The sequence below is a fragment of the Robertmurraya massiliosenegalensis JC6 genome (genome assembly GCF_000311725.1).
GTDB lineage: Bacteria > Bacillota > Bacilli > Bacillales > Cytobacillaceae > Robertmurraya > Robertmurraya massiliosenegalensis.
The window spans coordinates 120,611-138,273 of sequence record NZ_HE978516.1 but is presented as its reverse complement, the minus strand read 5'-3'; the positions used below and the strand labels follow the sequence as shown (position 1 = coordinate 138,273).

Sequence of the window (17,663 nt, the reverse complement as noted above, 5' to 3'; positions counted from 1 at the left end):
TTTTTTTTGTAGCCAAGCTTAGAATACTTGCTCTACTTCTACGACTCCTGGTACTTCCTCTAAAAGAGCACGCTCAATACCAGCCTTTAAAGTGATTGTAGAACTTGGGCATGAACCACATGCACCTAATAAACGTAATTTTACAATACCCTCGTCTACATCTACTAATTCACAGTCCCCACCGTCACGAAGAAGGAATGGACGTAATTTATCTAATACATCTTGTACTTGTTCAAACATTTGCTCTGCCATCTTAATCGCTCCTTTCTTAATACTTATTATAATCTCTCTCTCTCAAAAAATCTATTGAAAAAGCATGAAATCCAATATTGAACATTTCCAATAAAAGGTGTTTATTGAAGTATTCTCTATTAGCATGTTGTTTTCTCAATCATGTCATTCATGTTTTGAGCAGGTTGCATGCTAGAAAATAAGCCGTGTGGATGAATTTTCTGCTACCTTATTGTAGAATATTCTTAGGTAGCAAAGGGGGAACTTGAATGTTACAAAAATGTGTCAATATTATGGTATATGGAGCAGAACAACTTTGTCCAAGTTGTATTAATCTGCCGTCATCAAAAGAGACCTTTGAGTGGTTAGAGGCTGCTGTTAGTAGAAAATTTCCTAATCAGGATTTTCATATCGAGTATGTAGATATTTACAATCCACCCGAGGATGAACAGAGAAAAGAATTTGCCCAGAAAGTTGTGGATGAGGATATGTTTTATCCAGTCGTTTTAATTGAAGATGAGATCGTAGGAGAAGGAAATCCCCGTTTAAAAACAATCTTTGCAACGATGGAAAAGTATGGTTATCAGAGCTGAGGCGATAACTAAAAGACACTGTTCGATGTAAGAACAGTGTCTTTTAGTTAGGCTTAACCGTTGTGGTATTTGTACATCCACAATATCCCCGACTTTAATAACCGTGCTACACGTCCAGTAATCGGGCGATCAGCGACTAGACCAAATCCATGCTTCTTTCCAAGCGATCCAAGGACCCCTTTTAGCTTAATTGTCGGTAGTTGTTCAGGAAGTTCTTGATTATTCCAACGTTTTAATAAGATATCGACAATTTGTTCGGCTTGTCCCTCGGCAAGTTGAGCGCTAGGAGCATGTGGTAAGCTGGCACAGTCCCCAACTACATAAACATGTTCATTTTCAGGAAGATTATGATGTGGAGTCAGTATAATCCGTCCTTGACGATCTTTTTCTACATCCATTTCACGAACAATTTTATTCGGCTGGATACCAGCTGTCCAAACGACAATATCGCTTTGGATTGGTTCATGATGGTTGTAGAGGGTACCTTCCTCCACTCTAGTAATGTTAGAATTGTTAATGATTTCTACATTATGATTATCAAACCAATTTTCCACATACGTACTGAGACGGACAGGGAATGCAGAAAGAATATGGTTTCCTCTATCGAACAGTTTGACTTTTAGATCTGGGCGACTCTCATTCAGTTCGCTAGCTAATTCAACCCCACTTAATCCAGCTCCGACGATACTTACAACCGATCCAGGTGGAAGGTTATTTAGAGCTTGATAAGTCTGTCTTGATTTTTCGATGGACTGTATACTGTAAGTAAACTCTTTTGCCCCAGGTACATTATGATACTTGTCTTCGCAGCCTAAGCCGATCACTAAATCGTCATAAGAGACTGGTTCATTCTCTTTTAGATATACCTTGTTTTCTTTAAGATTGATTTCGGTTACTTCACCGTATTTGATGTTTAGTCTAGAATGTTCAGGAAAAGGAACACGGACATGCTGATCAGAGATGGTACCAGCTGCTAGTGCATAATATTCTGTTTTAAGGCAGTGATATGGTGTACGATCAATTAAGGTGATGGATATGTCTTCTGGAAGTTCATTTGGTAAGAGACGAGCGAGGATTCTCATTCCCCCATACCCTCCGCCTAAAATCACTAGATTTTTCATATTGAATATCCCCTTTGTGCAACTCTATTGTTGAATTTTGTTGCTGAAGCCAAAATAAGTGCATTCGAATTTTCATATAAAACCTATCTGTCTAGTAAATCGAAGTTTCCATTTTTATAAGAAAACGCTATAAAGTTCATTCAAAGTATAACGAAATTGTGACAAAATCACAACATATTCATGGCAAAATTTCGAATATTTTACTAAAATAATAAGGAAATCATGCTAAAGTTATCTCATATATGATAGTAGTATGTCACAAAGAATGATGTGGAATTAAAAACCATTTTAGTATATGAAAAAGGAAGTCTAGAGGTGACGTAATTGATTAGACCGCTTATTGAATTTTGTATTAGCAACCTTGCAAGTGGTTCCCAAAAAGCAAGAGAACAACTGGAAAGAGATCCAAATTTGGATATTATCGAGTACGGATGTTTGAATTATTGTGGAAAATGTGCTTCATTCCTCTATGCATTAGTAGAAGGGGAGGTTGTCACAGGAGAAACTCCCGACCAACTTGTGGAAAACATTTATCAATACTTAGAGGAACATATGTTGATATAGGAAAAAGGTGGCCGTTGAAGGACCACCTTTTAATTAAATTTCCTATTTTTGCATTTCTCGTATTTCATGCCAACGCTCTTTTGCCATTTCGACTGTGGTTGCTTCAGTCGTATTTTTCTGATTTTCAATTACTTTTGAAAAGTATCTTGTAGCTTGGTCGATTTTATTCGTTCGTCTTGATAATTCACCTATTAAATAGAACATGCGGACTTCTGTCACTTGAGTACCTTTATAATCATCTGTCGAATAGGACTCCATGTATTCTTTCAAGGCTAAGTTCGTAAATCGCAGTTCTTGCTCTTGATTATCTATTTCACGATAAAGCCAAGCTAGCCTAATATACAAGCCGGCAAGATTGATATGTTTTTCCTTTTTCAAAGTTCCGCAGTATGCTGCAAGCTTAAGCGTCTGAATGGCCGATTGAACATTACGCTCTCCGCCAAAGTCTTGTGAAACCCAGTTGTTGCAAACCTTCTCTGTAATGACCTCTTTACTACCTGGTGCGAAAAAAGGAAGGAAGTCATCGGAAAATGAAAAACCACAATGTGGACAAACCTTTACGTAGTAGTATAAAGGGTTAACTCCCTCTGTGGAATAGAGCGGGCAAAAATCAGTGTCAAATTTGATCATTTTAACAAAGCGGGAACGAGCTTTTTTTGATGTGAATGTTTTGTGACACATCAGGCATTCATGTGTTTTATCATATAAAGGAAGTAATTCTGTCAAAGCTCCTCACCCTTTCTTGCTTACTAATATGTCTACATTATATCGCAATTTTCGACAATTAACGCATCTAACTCCCTATTACTTTTTACTCATTTATTGATCATTTTCCATAAAAAAACATTAATGGATCAGGCACGTTAGTTGAGGAACTTAGTTATGCTGTATATACTATTAGTAAGAACGATATAAGAATCCCAAAGAATAGGAGGGAAAAAAGATGGATGTAGTAACAATTACTGAAGCTGCAGCTTTGCAGATAAAAGATATGATGAAAGAAAATGAGGAAGAAGGAGCCTTCCTACGTGTAGCGATCCAAGGTGGAGGCTGTAGCGGTTTGTCTTACGGAATGGGTTTTGCCCATGAAGTGGAAGATGGCGACACTCAATTTGAACAGCATGGAATTCAAGTTTTAGTTGACAAAGAAAGTGCGCCTGCTTTAAAAGGTACGAAAATTGATTATAAGCAATCCCTAATGGGCGGCGGCTTTACGATCGACAATCCAAACGCGATTGCATCTTGTGGATGTGGTTCATCGTTTAGAACAGCAAAGAATGCGGGAACACCGGAGAATTGTTAATAAAACGCTGTTTTCGTAAGTGTTTTTTCAAAATAAAAAAGAGCAAAGCCCACTAATAAAGGCTTTGCTCTTTTCAATCTTATTTAAACATAGATGAACTATGAAGTGGCTGTGCTTTTGCTTTAGGGTCAATATACGTTTTCGCATTGTTGATAGCCGTTGGCGCCTCTCCAAATCCACTTGCGATCAGCTTGACTTTCCCATCATATGTGCAAATATCTCCGGCAGCATAAATACCAGGGATATTGGTTTCCATTTTGGAATTGACTACAATGGAGTTCTTTTCGATTTCAAGGCCCCATTCTTTAATTGGACCTAGTGAAGAAACAAAGCCATAGTTACAAATAACGGCATCGACATCAATCGTAACTTTCTCGTCACCGGCTGCTTCTTTCAGTACTACTTGTTTAATACCAGTCACATCACCAATTAATTCATCTGGTACATATGGTGTTTTAATATCAACCTTTGAGTTATGAAGATTTTCAACACTGTGCTCATGGGCACGGAATTTATCACGTCGATGCACGATGGATACTTGTTCAGCAATCGGTTCAAGCATTAGTGCCCAGTCTACTGCAGAATCGCCTCCACCGAAGACAACTACTTTTTGCCCAGCAAATTGGTTGAGATCATCGATGAAATAGTGGAGGTTTTTCCCTTCGTACTCTGTCGCGTTTTCAAGCTCGAGGCGACGAGGTTGAAAAGCACCATTTCCAGCTGTAATAATAATTGTCTTTGTATAATGAATTTCTTTATTCGTGGTGAGCTTGAAAGAATTGTCTTCTTGTTTTTCAATCTTTTCAACTGATTGTTCTAGGATGATGGTTTGATCAAATTTAGACATTTGCTCTTTTAAGTTGTCCACTAGTTCTTGTGCGCGAACTTTTGGAAAACCTGCAACATCATATATGTATTTTTCCGGATACAAGGCAGAAAGCTGTCCACCGAGCTGAGGTAAGCTTTCAATTATTTTAACAGTTGCTTGTCTCATGCCACCATAAAAAGCTGTGAATAACCCAATAGGTCCGCCACCAATGATGGTTATATCATAAATTTGTTGATCCTCTTTCACTCCGAATCCCCCCAGAAAAAAATTGTACAATTACCAACTTATATATTACCATAAATAAATTGAAACTTACATCCATCCTTGTCAAGCTCACCGTTTCACACAAGGAATCTATATGAACAAAGTCTGTAATCTTGAAAAAAGCTAAGTACTTTTTAGAAAATTTATAACATAAGGACTATAATTATATCTACTTTTTGAGCATATTTAACTTGAAAAACAAAATAAAAAAGAATATCATGTAATTTAGACGATATGTTAACATTATGTGACGAAATTTCGACATTTTTTTGTCGATGTTCGTGAAAAATATCACAATCTTTTTTCTTTGTATATACTATTATAATTGCTGATTGTGGTGAAGATATATAAGAGTATGCAAAAAAAGAGAGAAAAAATTCTAACAAAAAGGTGGAAGTGATCACTTTGAAAAAACAAAAGATCGTTATTTTAGGTGCCGGATATGGTGGGTTAATGACTGCGACTAGGCTACAGAAGGCAGTCGGAGTGAATGAAGTCGATATTCAACTTGTAAATAAGCATGATTACCATTATGAAACAACTTGGTTGCATGAAGCATCTGCTGGAACAATGCATCATGATCGTGTTCGTTACGATATTAAAGATGTGATTGATCGTAACAAAGTTGAATTTATTAAAGGTACGGTTGAACAAATTAATACTGCTGAAAATAAAGTGATTCTTAAAGAAGGAGAACTACCATACGACTATTTAGTTGTGGCAGTAGGATCTGAAGCTGAAACTTTTGGCATTAAAGGCCTAAAGGAACATGCTTTTACGATCGTCAATGTTAATGCAGCACGTCAAATTCGTGAGCATATTGAATATCAATTTGCCACATACAATAACGAAGCTGAGAAAAAAGATGAACGCTTAACGATTGTTGTTGGTGGAGCCGGATTCACTGGAATTGAGTTTCTTGGTGAGCTAGCTAACCGTGTTCCAGAATTATGCCGTGAATATGACATTGATCCTCATAAAGTGAAGATTATTTGTGTCGAAGCAGCACCGACGGTTTTACCAGGATTCGACCCTGAGTTAGTGAATTATGCCGTTGCCCATTTAGAGAAAAAAGGCGTCACTTTCATGATTGGTTCTGCTGTTAAGGAAGCAACAGAAACAGGTATCATCGTTGGAAAAGGCGAAGATGAAGTGGAAGAAATTAAAGCTGGAACAGTTGTATGGGCTGCAGGTGTACGTGGAAGCTCAATCATTGAAAAATCTGGTTTTGAAGCGATGCGCGGACGTGTGAAAGTACAACCAGATTTAAGAGCGCCAGGCCATGATAATATCTTTATCATTGGTGATTCTTCTTTAATTATTAATGAAGAAATCAATCGTCCATATCCTCCAACTGCACAAATTGCGATGCAACAAGGTGTGACTTGTGCGAAGAATTTAGTAGCTCTCATTCGTGGGAAAGAAGAGCTTGAATCATTCACACCAGACATTAAAGGTACAGTATGTTCACTAGGTGAAGATGACGCAATTGGTGTTGCTTTTGGTAAGAAGATGACTGGAGGTACTGCATCCTTCATGAAAAAAGTCATCGACAACCGTTCCCTCTATATGATTGGTGGACCATCACTCGTCCTTAAAAAAGGGAAATTCAATATCTTTTAATCTAAGTTAACCGAAAATAATGCTTTGAATTTGACTCGAGGCAATTAGACGACTGTAGACACGCTCAATGAAAAGAGTATGTGTCCACAGTCGTTTTTCTATTTATCATCTATCTTTTTCATTGACGGACAAAAGGACATTCAGTACACTTATGATGACGTTAAGGGAGGCTAGTATTCGATGCAAATTACGATTGTTACCTTGCCGATTTCGATGCTATTATTTTTCGTACTATTTTTTGGAATCGGATTTATTTTAAATATGCTATTGCGAATGACTTGGATTATGGCCGTTGTCTATCCGGTTATTACGATATTTATTGTCGACGATGTACGATTTATCGAATATTTTACCAATAGCAAAACAGCTTTTAATGATCTAATCTCTGGATTTGCCAATCTCGCTCTATCGGATCTACTAATTTTAGGTAGTGGACTCGCTGGTGCTATCGTAGCAGGAATCGTGATCCGTATTTTACGAAAAAAAGGCTACCAGATGTTCTAATGAGCTTTGCAAGTGAGTAAACGACAAGAAGACGATATAGCACACTTATGTAAAATAGAAAAAACGAAATATTCCCCTTAAGGTAGAGATGTTTTTAAAACTGTCTAGCTTAAGGAGAGTATTTTTTTTGCTCCAGAAAATTAGAAAATAACAGAATGTCAATAACTTCAGCATCTAGCGCTAGCAGCCAAAATTAAGCGGAAATTAAGCGTCTACTTGGGTGTTAATAATCTGTGGTAGAGAGGTTCTAAAATGTTTTTGCCCAATCTGGTCGTTTTAAGCGACAAAGGAGTTCAAGTTCCCGTTCTCTCAACTCACAATAGGAGCTAACAGTTCGCAAGTCTTCATCGACATAAGCTGGATGACACATTACTTCTACTGACTCGCTTTCCAATTCCTTAAGTTTTTCAAAAATATTCTCTGAGACTCCAGAACCATAGAAATCTAAATACAATTCATTTGATAAGAAGATTTCTTTATGCTCCGACAAAGAATCAACTTTTCTTATAGGAACTCGGTATTCATTTGCCAATTTCATGACAACATCTTTAAGTGGTTCCCATCCGTGTATATGATGGTGACTATCGATATGATGAAGATCAAGACCTGTTTTTAAAAAGGCTTCAATCTGCGTTTTCCATTCAAGCTCAACTTGTTCTATATTTGGTCTTTCTGACTGGGCGTAGGTATTGCGATATTTGAAGAATCCTTCTTCGTTCATTAAATCAGGGACGTCTTTGCTTAATGGTTTTCCCCAAGTGAGTACAAGATGAATTCCTACCTTCAAGGAAGGTGTTTTTTTCGCAGTCGAAACAGCGTGATCTACTGCTAAACCATTCATCATTAAGGTTGCTGAATCGACTAGACCATTTAAGTGGCTGGCAATGATTCCATCGTTAATTCCAGTAGTTAACCCGAAATCGTCTGCATTAAATAATACTTTCATTTGTAATCCCCCATTTAATAGATAGGCTCTTTTTGCAAATATTGTTTAATAGAAATTCAATTTTGTATTCAAAAAAACATTAGCTGTCCGGTAAAACGAATGTGAGTTTCTGACACTATTGGAGTTGTAAATGTCGACTCTTCAATTATTTAGGATAAAAATCTGGACATTTACGAATAAATTGCACTCTATTCTTGTGGATAGAAACGCTCAATCACAAAGTTCGTTTTATCTCCTCGAAAATAGGAGCGTGAATATTCAACTTTTTCTCCTTTTTCATTTTCAGCAATCGTTTCAATGTAAAAACATGGCGAATCGGGCTGACACTTTAAGTGTGCACAAGTTCGTTCGTCAGCAAGGGTAATTTCCATATGTTCTGTCGTTTTTGCAATATGAACTCCAAATTCATCTTTAAAAGCTCCATATAATGAAGTTTCTGCATGTTCTTTCGTGATTCCTGGTGCGACCATCCATGGAATATAGGCAATTTCAAACTGTGTTGGCTCTCCATCAACCTTTCTAACTCTTTCAATTCGCTGAATGGGATCATTTAACGAAACTTCGAGCTTGTTCAAAAGCAATTCATTTGCTGGGATTACGTTGATACTAACAAGGGTGATATCCGCTTTCTTTCCTTGTACAGCAACTTGATCTTTGTATCTTTTAAAGGTATGTGACAATGTTTGACTAACTTTCTGGTCAGCAACATATGTACCTTTTCCTTGATGTCTTTCTAAATAACCTTCCAATGTAAGTTGATTGAGTGCAGTTCGTACAGTAGTCCTACTGACATTAAATTCTTCACATAATTCAAGTTCTGTAGGGATTTGATCACCTTTCTTGTATTTCTCCGACTTAATTCGCTCAAGTAGTTCATCTTTAATGAAAGCGTGTAGTGACTGATTTTTTGTCCATATGGTAAACCCCTTCAAGTATTCTATGTTTTGAGTTTACAAGATAATACAATTATTCGCAATTGTTAATACAAATTTTAAATTTGTATTATATGTATGATAGTGAATCTTTCTGATTCGATACGTTTTTTATCTGGATTATCGATTATATATGTACCGACAATATGTAATAAGATATGACAAATATATATTTGTATTGAAAATATTGTATACAAATTGTAAATTGTATGATATATTTTTGTAAAAGATGATATATCTAAAAATTCAATCAACATAAAAAAGAAGTCAATTACAGATAAGGAGCTCGTCAATATGTCTCTAAAATTAGTTGTTGTTGGTGGGGGTTCGAGCTATACACCAGAAATAATAGAAGGGATTATTCGCCGCTATGAAACATTTCCTGTAACAGAAATCGTTCTAGTTGATATTGAGGCTGGAATGAAAAAACTAGAAGTTGTAGGAAAGTTAGCATTGCGAATGATTGAGAAATCATCAAAACCTATTCGATTGTCATGGACGTTAAATCAAAAAGAAGCGCTTGAAAATGCTGATTTTGTCTCGACACAAATTCGTGTAGGTGGATTGGAAGCAAGAGCGAAGGATGAGAGGATTCCTTTAAGTCATGGATTGATCGGTCAGGAAACAAATGGGGCTGGCGGTGTCTTCAAGGCTTTTCGTACGATTCCAGTCTTAATGGAGCTTGCGCAAAATGTCCATACAATTTGTCCACAAGCTTGGATTATTAATTTTACAAATCCGGCTGGAATAGTGACAGAAGCTCTATTAAAGCATTCCCCTCATAAGAAGGTGATCGGGGTCTGTAATATTCCTTATAATATGCGTCATGCGACAGCGGAAATTTTGGATTCCTCACCGCAAGATGTCCAGATCGAATTTGTTGGGATGAATCACTTTGTGTTTGGTAGGAAGGTTTTGGTACAGGGGATCGAGCGAACTGAAGAAATTTTGGAGAAACTTCTGAATGATGATGTTGGATATTTACCCGCAAATATTGTCAATCTAGGTTGGTCTAAAACATTTATCGAATCATTAAAGATGCTTCCGAATCCGTACCATCAATATTATTTTCAAACTAAAGAAGTGCTAGAAAAAGATATAAAGGCATTCGAAGAAAATGGAACAAGGGCAGAAACAGTCCAAAAACTAGAAGAATCACTTTTTAATTTATATAAAAATCCAGATCTACGTGAGAAACCGAAAGAACTTGAAAAAAGAGGAGGTGCTTTTTATAGCGATGTGGCATGTAGTTTAATGGAGTCCATTTATAATAATCGCGGTGATGTACAAACCGTGAATACCTTAAATCAAGGAGCGATACCAGAACTCCCAGCTGATGCAGTCATTGAAGTTAACAGTATCATCACGCGGCAAGGACCACAACCTCTTGTAATAGGAGAATTGCCAACTTCTATTAAAGGGATCATCCATCATATGAAGGCCTTTGAGGAGCAGGTTATACGTGCGGCGATGTCGGGTGATTATCATGAAGCCTATATTGCTTTACTAATGAACCCATTAGTTTCAGATGAAAAAATGGCAAAGATCATTCTTGACGAGTTATTGGAAGCCCATCAAGCATTTTTGCCTCAATTTCACTAGAAAACAAGAGTAAAAAAGTACAAGTTTTATAGTTTGTTTTATGGAATCCTTCTACTTATGAAGGGTTTCATTTATATAAGTTTTTTGTAAGCGATTTAATCCTATGTTTGTTCAATTTGAAGGGGGAGATGCGATGATTGATAAAACAAGTAGTACTTAGACGGACACCTTTTGCGATTACACCGTATATGGAGTGAACTCGATTTTTAAAAATTCCTTATAGGGAGGTATTTGAATGCAAGTTTTAATCGCTTGGTTAGAAAAATATTTTCTACCTATTGCCGGAAAAATTGGGGGGCAAAAGCATCTCGTTGCATTGAGGGATGCCTTTATTGGAACGCTCCCTGCCACGATGGCTGGTTCTGTGGCAGTAATGCTAAATGCTCTTTTAAGAGATTTGCCTCCGCAATTCTTCGACGGATACGATGGTAACAGTATACCTGTCATTAGAGAAATTATTACGATTAATGGCTATGTCTGGAATGGAACACTTGCGATTGCAGGTTTGATCTTTGTGTTTTCATGGGGATATAATCTTGCCAAAGCCTACGGGGTAAACGAATTATCCGGAGGAATTGTATCAACAGCTGCTTCTATTTCTGGGATTACCTTTTCCTTTTCTGGAGGAATTACAGGATTGAATTTAGATGCGACGACTGTAGAAGCCATTAATGCAGCAGGCTGGTCCGCTACTTCTGAAGGGATAACAGCAGCAGGGTGGGGCTGGCTCCCATTGAATAACTTAGATGCAAATTTCTTCTTTACGGCGATGATAATTGGTTTTATCGCTACGATGATCTATGTGAAATTGATGTTAAAAGATATTACGATTAAACTTCCTGATTCTGTTCCACCAGCTATTTCGAAGGCATTTGCAGCGATCATTCCGGCAACTGTAGCCTTATATGTTGTTGCTATTTTCTATTTCGTATTCTCCAAGATCGTACCGGATATGACTTTCTTGCAATGGTTGCAAAAAACAGTTGCTCTACCACTTCTTGGATTATCTCAAGGCTTTGGAGCCGTTGTACTCGTTGCTCTTTTCGTTCAGCTATTCTGGTTCTTCGGGATTCATGGACCGAACGTTCTTGCACCAATTTTGGAAGGGGTCTTCAGTGTTGCTCAATTGGAAAACGTCAATCTATTCCAACAGGGTGGAGTTGATTTGGTACTAAAGGAAGGATATATGTGGGTTCGTGGTTCCTTTGATGCTTACGCATGGTATGGTGGATCCGGCGGAACGATTGTGTTGATAATCGCGCTTCTTCTTTTCTCTAAACGGAAGGATTATCGTACGGTTGCCAATTTATCCGTAGGACCTGGTATTTTCAATATTAATGAACCGATTATGTTTGGTTTACCAATCGTTTTAAACCCGTTACTGTTCATTCCATTCTTGCTAACACCAGTTGTGTCAGTATCGATCGGATACTGGGCTACGATATGGGGCTGGGTCGATCCAGTTTCTCAATCAATTGTATGGGTTACACCACCGTTCTTGCTATCCTTCTTAGCCACAGGGGCGGACTGGCGGGCTCCAATTGTTACATTGGTTGCGATGCTCGTATCATTTGCCATTTGGATTCCATTTGTCATTGCGGCAAACAAGATGGCTCCTGATGCAGGACAAGATGATAAAATGGTTACAGATTTAGGATATGATAACAAATCTGTATAAGAGGTATAAATGGGAGGCCACTTTCAATGTGTAGTGGCCCATCCCTCTTTAATATGGGGAAAGGAATAGAAAAAATGATTGAAATTAGTGCAGCTGTACATCAAGATAAAATTATAGACCTATTAAATCATTATCATGAAGATGGGATTCAATTTACGTTTAAAGAAAAAAAGGGCATCAATCTTTACTTTGAAACAACGATAGAAGATTTGGAAAAAGCATCTAGTGCAGCAAAATCAGTCATAAAACAACAACCATGGGGTTCGGTTCTTTATTTTCGTGCTACTGCCATTAAATAAAAAGGATGATGAACGTGGATAAAGGCGGATTATTTCTTCTTAGCATTGGCTTGCTCCTGTTGTTATTTAGCGCAAATGCTAAAACAGGGGAGTATGAAATTTTTAATTTGACCACGGCCCTCGTTTTGATTATCGTAGGTGCGATTTTTGCTGTGAAGGGTAAGAAGAGGAATAAATCACAAAAAGATTAGGTGAATCTGATGGAAATAGTGAGAAAAATGAAAGTGCCAGTTGAATTTCTTTACGAGACGATTTTAACATCGGTTTTGTCAGATATCCAATCTCAAACCGGAAAAAAATTAACAGAAAAACAATTACAAGGATTCGAATACGAAAAAACATTTTCAAAACATGCGAAAGCGACGATTCGAATCGAAGAAATTACCAAAAATAAAGCTTATCAATATCGTACAACGAGTAATAAACAAGATTTTATCGTTTCCTATAAGCTTCGTCCTCTTGATGATGGTAGTTGTGAGCTACACTATACTGAACAAATGGAGTCCTTTGGTTATCTTCAAAAAATCAATGATTCACTTATCGGCCTGATCTGGTCGCCTTTAAAAAAAAGACGCTTTAATGAAATGCTTAAGCAAATAGAAACAACCCATTTAATAGAAGTCGAAGTCAAGTGATGTCTTCTATACATTTTTACCTTAGCGCTTTCATAGGAAAAGAAACATCATAAAAATTTTTTATAACTATGGAGGAGAAAACGATGAAAACCATTATGTTGGTATGTTCAGCGGGAATGAGTACAAGTATGTTAGTAACAAGAATGCAAAAAGCAGCAGAGTCTCAAAATGTAGAAGCCGATATTTTTGCAGTTTCTGCTTCAGAAGCTGATGAAATGTTAAAAAAGAAAAACGTTGATGTTTTATTACTAGGACCACAAGTCCGTTATATGAAAGCACAATTTGAAAAAAAACTTGAAGGCAAAAATATTCCAGTTGATTCCATTAATATGCAATATTATGGAATGATGAACGGTGAAAAAGTTTTAGAAGAAGCCTTAAAATTAATTGAAAGTAAGTAAATGAGTGTTGAATATCCGTAGTGGGAGTATTAACGAAAGCGTTAATTCCCACCTTTAACATATTGCTTTACAAGTTATAGTAGGTTTTACGACTGCTAGAAGGATGTGTCATAAAGATGGTGGATGAAAGTTTAGAAATGATTGCTTTTCAAATGATTAGTAATGTGGGTTCAGCGAAAAGTTTAGTAATGGAAGCTCTATATGCAGCAAAGGAAGGAGATTTTGCACTAGCAGAGGAAAAAATAGCGGAATCTCAAAAATACTTTGTTGAAGGACATAAGATACATGCTACCCTAATTCAAAGAGAAGCAGCTGGAGACAAGGTCGAATTCTCTTTACTTTTTATGCACGCTGAAGACCAATTAATGAGTGCAGAAACCATTACTGAATTAGTGAAAGAAATGATTGAAATGTATAAACGGTTTGGCCATTAATCATATTTTATTTTGAAATGATTAAAATAAATTTAGATTGAATTTTCTAATTTTTTAACAAGAATCACTCCTTCTCATGAATAATTCATCCCAACTTGGGAAATGAATAGATTTGGGAGGAGTGAAAAAATAGAATGATACATGTTAAAAAATGGACAAGAAGATTTTTGATGACAATATTATTTTGTGCAGCATTACTGACAACATATCAGGGAATTTCTGGAGTGGAGGCAAAATCTTTAACCACTTACCTTAATGGTGATAATGGTCATTACGAAGAAACGAGCTCCCATACAGAACATAAACTAAAGCCGATGGAAGTTGCCTTCAAGTTTTTGAAAAAGGTAACCAATCTTGATTTAAAAATTTCATCAAGCGAAAAGGTATCTGGTACACCGCCAACATTAGAAGAATCTGTTGATTGGACCAAGTATCCAAGTACAGAGGTGATGGCTACAGGTTATACGGCTGGATATGAGTCAACCGGAAAAGACCCAGGGCATCCGCAGTTTGGGATCACTTATTCTGGCGTTAAAGTAACTCGTGACCTGTACTCGACAGTTGCTGCTGACTTAAATGTGTTCCCAATTGGTACAATTCTCTTTATCCCAGGTTACGGATATGGGGTTGTGGCAGATAAAGGTGGGGCCATTAAAGGTAACAAGGTCGATCTATACTATGAAACGGTGGAAGATGTATACCGTGAATGGGGCAAAAAGAAGGTTGAAGTTTTCGTGATTGAAAAAGGAAATGGAAAGTTGACAGAGGAAGATTTGAGATCGTTAAATGAAAACGAATCGATGCAAGTCTTCCGTCAACAAATTAACCAATCGAAGAGTCAATAAATTTGAATAAGTTTGAATGAAGAAACCGCCAGAATCAACGCCCGTGAAAGTGGTGCTGATTCTAGCGGTTTCTTTGTGTCAAGGTTCTAGAGCTAATTGGTCATCAGAGATGAACCAAGTAGTGTAAAATTAAAGTGAGCACGATTCCTGTTAATCCTCCAAAAAAGACTTCGATTGGTTTATGCCCAAGCAATTCTTTTAGTTCTTTCCGCTTCTCTTGATCTGGCTTATGAGGCCAATCTTTGGCTTCCTCAATAAATCGGTTGAAATCTGTAACGAGCTGATTTAGTACGATCGCTTGCTCACCTGCTTGACGTCGAACCCCAGTTGCATCAAACATTGTTATAATGGCAAAAATGGCTGACACTGCAAACACAGCTGATTGCATACCTACTTCAAGTGCCACTCCAGTAGATAATGCTGTCACAGCTGCAGAGTGAGAACTAGGCATTCCACCAGTACTAGTCAACAATGACCAGTCTAATTTTCTTGTCACAGCAAAATGAATCGGCACTTTGACAAATTGTGCAAAGAAGATAGCGGCTAAAGCAGCCCAAAATGAGAAATTGATAAATAGATCCATGTTGTAACCACCTTTGTTGAATTAGATTGAAATGTTTCGTTTATAAGTACTATTAGTCTTCTCCATACAAGTATTTTGAAAGTCACAACAATAGGGGGATGTATGTTGAAGGATTACCCACTCGAATATTATCATTTTTTTGTTCATTTTAACGAAGGTGATTATTACACCTGCCACGATTTACTCGAAGAAATGTGGATGAGTGAAAAATCGAATTTATTTTTCAAAGGTCTATTGCAAATGAGTGTTGCCATCTATCATTATGAATATGGAAATGTGAAAGGAGCTCGATTAATGATGATGGCTGCTCACGAATATTTACAGAATTATCGCCCGAAACACTGGGGATTGGATCTTGAAAAAGTATATCCGTTTATCGAAGATTGTTTAATTATTATACCACAACATATCGATCGAGTTTCATTTGCTGAAGTGGATTCTTTACCACCATTGCCTAAGCTTTTATTATATCTAGAAGACGATGATTAAGAGTACTCTGAGATCATTCAGTCGAAAGATAGTTGGGTTTAGATTATAATGGAAACATATTGTTGGAGGTGACTACATGTTTCAGGTGAAAAATGAAATCGAATTTCAAGACTCATATGAGTGCTTGGTCATTGGAATGAAAGAGAAACCCGAAAAATTTTCGGGCCAATTAGCTAAGTTTGATGAGTTATTTGAAGGGCAATTAACAGAGTTAGTCAAGAGTGGTGATATATCTGCGAAAAAGAAGAGCATTTCAAAGATACATACATTTGGAAAAATCGGTGCCAAAAGATTAATTTTTGTCGGTCTAGGAAAAGAAAAGGAGCTCACCTTAGAAGTGCTCCGTGAAGCTTTCGGTAAAGCATTTAAAGAAATTCAAATGTCAAAATTAGAAGAAGTAGCCATTTACTTAGATACATTTGCTGGAGAAGGGATGGAGTCTTTAGATGTAGCTCATGTTCTAAGTGAAGCGCTGCCGCTAGCTACATACGAGTTTGAAGGCTACAAGCAAAAATCAAATGAACCAAAGAAAGAAATTGAAAAGATAATCGTCATAAGTGAGGATGACGCTGATGAAATTCAAGCAGCTTTAACCGTTGGATATGTATATGGGAAAAGCACGAATTCAGCTCGAACATTGGTGAATACTCCAGGGAATCTATTAACAGCAACTGATATGGCGAATTATGCCAAAGAACTTGGTGAAAGGTACGACTTTGAAGTAGAAATTTTAGAAAAAGAAGATATGTTAAAGTTGGGTATGGGTGCTATGCTGGCTGTTAATCAAGGATCCGATGAACCACCAAAGATGATTGTCTTGAAATACCGAGGTAAGGATGAATGGACAGAAGTCATTGGTTTAGTTGGAAAAGGGATTACTTTTGATACAGGTGGGTACTCCATTAAGCCGAAAGATGGGATTGTTGGGATGAAATCGGATATGGGCGGTGCAGCAGCCGTTCTAGGTGCGATGGAAATCATCGGTGAGTTACGTCCAGAACAAAATGTTGTCGCAGTGATTCCATCTACTGACAATATGATTAGCGGCAACGCTTTTAAGCCAGATGATGTAATTACTTCAATGAGTGGCAAAACAATTGAAGTATTAAATACAGATGCTGAAGGTCGTCTTGTGCTGGCAGATGCAGTAACATATGCCAAGCATCATGGCGCCAATTATTTAGTTGATGTTGCAACGTTAACAGGTGGAGTCATTGTCGCTTTAGGAACGAACACGACTGGTGCGCTAACAAATGATGAAGCGTGGTTTGAGCAAGTTCTTGAAGCATCTTATGAGGCAGGAGAGCCAATTTGGCGTTTACCATTATTCGAAAAAGATATTGAACGAGTTCGTGGCAGCAAAATCGCTGATTTAAATAACTCTCCTGGACGTGAAGGACATGCCATTATGGGTGGGGCCTTTGTTGGCGAATTTGCCGAAGGAACTCCTTGGGTACACCTCGATATAGCTGGTACTGCCACTACGAGGACTTCTACTGCTGTTGGACCAGCAGGAGCTACAGGTGCCATGACACGTACATTAGCATTGCTCGTTGAAAGATTCGAAAAGAATTAAATACGTTTTTCTTTAGATAGACTGTAGGCAAACTCGATCAATCGAGAATCCCTACAGTCTTTTTTAATTGTAAAAATAAATTGTGAGGTTGATTGAAACGAAGGGAATCATGTCACATGGACTCTTCATAAGACATACTTTCTCAATAAAACTACGAGAGTCTTGTCACATGACGCCTTCATGAGACAAACTTTCTTTATAAAACCACGGG

General features: G+C 37.4%; 22 protein-coding genes. 15 read left to right on the top strand and 7 right to left on the bottom strand.

The window, feature by feature from the left end; translation table 11 throughout:
* Positions 1-18: 18 nt before the first annotated feature.
* Positions 19-252: a NifU family protein gene (locus BMSHG_RS19560; RefSeq protein ID WP_019156165.1), complete on the bottom strand. Its 234-nt coding sequence runs from the start codon at positions 250-252 to the stop codon at positions 19-21.
* 248 nt (positions 253-500) lie between these two features.
* Here BMSHG_RS19560 and BMSHG_RS19555 point away from each other — a divergent pair, with 248 nt between their 5' ends.
* Complete coding sequence (locus BMSHG_RS19555; protein ID WP_019156164.1) at positions 501-824, top strand: YuzD family protein; 324 nt, start codon at positions 501-503, stop codon at positions 822-824.
* A 53-nt stretch (positions 825-877) separates the two neighbouring features.
* Here BMSHG_RS19555 and BMSHG_RS19550 read toward each other — a convergent pair whose 3' ends face one another.
* The gene (locus tag BMSHG_RS19550; protein WP_019156163.1) at positions 878-1,945 is read right to left on the bottom strand and encodes an NAD(P)/FAD-dependent oxidoreductase; all 1,068 of its coding nucleotides are present in this window, start codon (positions 1,943-1,945) and stop codon (positions 878-880) included.
* A gap of 324 nt (positions 1,946-2,269) precedes the next feature.
* On the opposite strand from BMSHG_RS19550, the gene BMSHG_RS19545 reads away from it, so the two are divergent.
* A complete protein-coding gene (locus BMSHG_RS19545; RefSeq protein ID WP_019156162.1) occupies positions 2,270-2,509 on the top strand; it encodes a YuzB family protein in 240 nt (79 codons plus the stop codon).
* Between the two features lie 42 nt (positions 2,510-2,551).
* On the opposite strand, the gene BMSHG_RS19540 is transcribed toward BMSHG_RS19545, so the two are convergent.
* Positions 2,552-3,235, bottom strand: coding sequence for a DUF2225 domain-containing protein (locus tag BMSHG_RS19540; protein ID WP_019156161.1), 684 nt, complete (start codon positions 3,233-3,235; stop codon positions 2,552-2,554).
* 217 nt (positions 3,236-3,452) lie between these two features.
* Between BMSHG_RS19540 and BMSHG_RS19535 the strand changes: the two genes are divergently transcribed.
* The gene (locus tag BMSHG_RS19535; protein WP_019156160.1) at positions 3,453-3,812 is read left to right on the top strand and encodes a HesB/IscA family protein; all 360 of its coding nucleotides are present in this window, start codon (positions 3,453-3,455) and stop codon (positions 3,810-3,812) included.
* A 79-nt stretch (positions 3,813-3,891) separates the two neighbouring features.
* Here BMSHG_RS19535 and BMSHG_RS19530 read toward each other — a convergent pair whose 3' ends face one another.
* Positions 3,892-4,887, bottom strand: a complete 996-nt coding sequence (locus tag BMSHG_RS19530; RefSeq protein WP_019156159.1) for an NAD(P)/FAD-dependent oxidoreductase — start codon at positions 4,885-4,887, stop codon at positions 3,892-3,894.
* Positions 4,888-5,310: 423 nt separating this feature from the next.
* Between BMSHG_RS19530 and BMSHG_RS19525 the strand changes: the two genes are divergently transcribed.
* Positions 5,311-6,528: an NAD(P)/FAD-dependent oxidoreductase gene (locus BMSHG_RS19525; protein WP_019156158.1), complete on the top strand. Its 1,218-nt coding sequence runs from the start codon at positions 5,311-5,313 to the stop codon at positions 6,526-6,528.
* 180 nt (positions 6,529-6,708) lie between these two features.
* Positions 6,709-7,032: a YuiB family protein gene (locus tag BMSHG_RS19520; protein WP_019156157.1), complete on the top strand. Its 324-nt coding sequence runs from the start codon at positions 6,709-6,711 to the stop codon at positions 7,030-7,032.
* 247 nt (positions 7,033-7,279) lie between these two features.
* Here the strand turns inward: BMSHG_RS19520 and chbG are convergent, their stop codons facing one another.
* Entirely contained in the window at positions 7,280-7,978 is a 699-nt protein-coding gene (gene chbG, locus BMSHG_RS19515; RefSeq protein ID WP_019156156.1) for a chitin disaccharide deacetylase, read from the bottom strand.
* 188 nt (positions 7,979-8,166) lie between these two features.
* Positions 8,167-8,910, bottom strand: coding sequence for a GntR family transcriptional regulator (locus BMSHG_RS19510; protein WP_019156155.1), 744 nt, complete (start codon positions 8,908-8,910; stop codon positions 8,167-8,169).
* A gap of 294 nt (positions 8,911-9,204) precedes the next feature.
* On the opposite strand from BMSHG_RS19510, the gene BMSHG_RS19505 reads away from it, so the two are divergent.
* The 8 genes from BMSHG_RS19505 to BMSHG_RS19470 all read left to right on the top strand — a co-directional run bounded on the left by BMSHG_RS19505 (position 9,205) and on the right by BMSHG_RS19470 (position 14,804).
* Positions 9,205-10,512, top strand: coding sequence for a 6-phospho-beta-glucosidase (locus BMSHG_RS19505; RefSeq protein WP_019156154.1), 1,308 nt, complete (start codon positions 9,205-9,207; stop codon positions 10,510-10,512).
* 235 nt (positions 10,513-10,747) lie between these two features.
* On the top strand, positions 10,748-12,190 hold the full coding sequence (locus BMSHG_RS19500; protein ID WP_019156153.1) for a PTS sugar transporter subunit IIC: 1,443 nt from the start codon (positions 10,748-10,750) through the stop codon (positions 12,188-12,190).
* A 26-nt stretch (positions 12,191-12,216) separates the two neighbouring features.
* The gene (locus BMSHG_RS19495) at positions 12,217-12,489 is read left to right on the top strand and encodes a hypothetical protein (RefSeq protein WP_019156152.1); all 273 of its coding nucleotides are present in this window, start codon (positions 12,217-12,219) and stop codon (positions 12,487-12,489) included.
* Between the two features lie 14 nt (positions 12,490-12,503).
* Positions 12,504-12,680, top strand: a complete 177-nt coding sequence (locus BMSHG_RS27795) for a DUF3188 domain-containing protein (protein ID WP_019156151.1) — start codon at positions 12,504-12,506, stop codon at positions 12,678-12,680.
* A 9-nt stretch (positions 12,681-12,689) separates the two neighbouring features.
* Entirely contained in the window at positions 12,690-13,124 is a 435-nt protein-coding gene (locus tag BMSHG_RS19485; protein WP_019156150.1) for a DUF3284 domain-containing protein, read from the top strand.
* A gap of 83 nt (positions 13,125-13,207) precedes the next feature.
* Positions 13,208-13,525, top strand: coding sequence for a PTS sugar transporter subunit IIB (locus BMSHG_RS19480; protein WP_019156149.1), 318 nt, complete (start codon positions 13,208-13,210; stop codon positions 13,523-13,525).
* Positions 13,526-13,641: 116 nt separating this feature from the next.
* On the top strand, positions 13,642-13,959 hold the full coding sequence (locus tag BMSHG_RS19475) for a PTS lactose/cellobiose transporter subunit IIA (protein WP_019156148.1): 318 nt from the start codon (positions 13,642-13,644) through the stop codon (positions 13,957-13,959).
* A 134-nt stretch (positions 13,960-14,093) separates the two neighbouring features.
* Positions 14,094-14,804 carry a 3D domain-containing protein gene (locus tag BMSHG_RS19470; protein ID WP_019156147.1) on the top strand — a complete coding sequence of 237 codons (711 nt, stop codon included), beginning with the start codon at positions 14,094-14,096 and terminating at the stop codon, positions 14,802-14,804.
* 103 nt (positions 14,805-14,907) lie between these two features.
* On the opposite strand, the gene BMSHG_RS19465 is transcribed toward BMSHG_RS19470, so the two are convergent.
* Entirely contained in the window at positions 14,908-15,387 is a 480-nt protein-coding gene (locus BMSHG_RS19465; RefSeq protein WP_019156146.1) for a divergent PAP2 family protein, read from the bottom strand.
* A gap of 105 nt (positions 15,388-15,492) precedes the next feature.
* Between BMSHG_RS19465 and BMSHG_RS19460 the strand changes: the two genes are divergently transcribed.
* Both BMSHG_RS19460 and BMSHG_RS19455 read left to right on the top strand, forming a co-directional pair.
* On the top strand, positions 15,493-15,876 hold the full coding sequence (locus BMSHG_RS19460) for a DUF309 domain-containing protein (protein ID WP_019156145.1): 384 nt from the start codon (positions 15,493-15,495) through the stop codon (positions 15,874-15,876).
* 76 nt (positions 15,877-15,952) lie between these two features.
* Positions 15,953-17,452 (top strand): leucyl aminopeptidase, encoded by a 1,500-nt coding sequence (locus BMSHG_RS19455; protein WP_019156144.1) that lies wholly within the window; start codon positions 15,953-15,955, stop codon positions 17,450-17,452.
* Positions 17,453-17,663: the final 211 nt, after the last annotated feature.

What these genes read in the sequence shown, in the direction of transcription:
- BMSHG_RS19560 (WP_019156165.1), bottom strand. Translation starts at nt 252, where the DNA reads ATGGCAGAGCAAATGTTTGAACAAGTACAAGATGTATTAGATAAATTA.
- BMSHG_RS19555 (WP_019156164.1), top strand. Translation starts at nt 501, where the DNA reads ATGTTACAAAAATGTGTCAATATTATGGTATATGGAGCAGAACAACTT.
- BMSHG_RS19550 (WP_019156163.1), bottom strand. Translation starts at nt 1,945, where the DNA reads ATGAAAAATCTAGTGATTTTAGGCGGAGGGTATGGGGGAATGAGAATC.
- BMSHG_RS19535 (WP_019156160.1), top strand. Translation starts at nt 3,453, where the DNA reads ATGGATGTAGTAACAATTACTGAAGCTGCAGCTTTGCAGATAAAAGAT.
- BMSHG_RS19520 (WP_019156157.1), top strand. Translation starts at nt 6,709, where the DNA reads ATGCAAATTACGATTGTTACCTTGCCGATTTCGATGCTATTATTTTTC.
- chbG (WP_019156156.1), bottom strand. Translation starts at nt 7,978, where the DNA reads ATGAAAGTATTATTTAATGCAGACGATTTCGGGTTAACTACTGGAATT.
- BMSHG_RS19505 (WP_019156154.1), top strand. Translation starts at nt 9,205, where the DNA reads ATGTCTCTAAAATTAGTTGTTGTTGGTGGGGGTTCGAGCTATACACCA.
- BMSHG_RS19500 (WP_019156153.1), top strand. Translation starts at nt 10,748, where the DNA reads ATGCAAGTTTTAATCGCTTGGTTAGAAAAATATTTTCTACCTATTGCC.
- BMSHG_RS19495 (WP_019156152.1), top strand. Translation starts at nt 12,217, where the DNA reads ATGTGTAGTGGCCCATCCCTCTTTAATATGGGGAAAGGAATAGAAAAA.
- BMSHG_RS19485 (WP_019156150.1), top strand. Translation starts at nt 12,690, where the DNA reads ATGGAAATAGTGAGAAAAATGAAAGTGCCAGTTGAATTTCTTTACGAG.
- BMSHG_RS19480 (WP_019156149.1), top strand. Translation starts at nt 13,208, where the DNA reads ATGAAAACCATTATGTTGGTATGTTCAGCGGGAATGAGTACAAGTATG.
- BMSHG_RS19475 (WP_019156148.1), top strand. Translation starts at nt 13,642, where the DNA reads ATGGTGGATGAAAGTTTAGAAATGATTGCTTTTCAAATGATTAGTAAT.
- BMSHG_RS19470 (WP_019156147.1), top strand. Translation starts at nt 14,094, where the DNA reads ATGATACATGTTAAAAAATGGACAAGAAGATTTTTGATGACAATATTA.
- BMSHG_RS19465 (WP_019156146.1), bottom strand. Translation starts at nt 15,387, where the DNA reads ATGGATCTATTTATCAATTTCTCATTTTGGGCTGCTTTAGCCGCTATC.
- BMSHG_RS19455 (WP_019156144.1), top strand. Translation starts at nt 15,953, where the DNA reads ATGTTTCAGGTGAAAAATGAAATCGAATTTCAAGACTCATATGAGTGC.